We start from the raw sequence: 230 nt of genomic DNA, 5'->3' as shown, positions 1-230 counted from the left end.
CCGAGGGGCCGGCGCGGCCGGACGCGATCTCGTCGAGCAGGCCCTGCGCGGCCTCCGCGCTCATGCGGACCAGCGGGTCCTTCCGCAACAGGCCCTCGATGAGCGGCGCCAGGGGACCGGCCCGGCGCGGCGGCGGGGCCTCCTCCTGGACGATGGCCTGAAACGTGCTCAGGGGCGTGGCGCGGCGGAACGGCGACACCCCCTCCACCGCCGCGTACAGGGTCACGCCC

The 230-nt window shown here is 77.4% G+C and carries 1 pseudogene; it reads right to left on the bottom strand.

The annotated features are described in order from the left end of the window. Nucleotides 1-230, bottom strand: a pseudogene (locus ACSNOK_RS36555) (serine/threonine protein kinase); the annotation flags it as partial.

It is taken from the genome of Streptomyces sp. URMC 126, assembly GCF_051386555.1.
Classification (GTDB): domain Bacteria; phylum Actinomycetota; class Actinomycetes; order Streptomycetales; family Streptomycetaceae; genus Streptomyces.
Note: the sequence above shows the minus strand (reverse complement) of the source record. Positions and strands in the feature narration are given on the sequence as shown.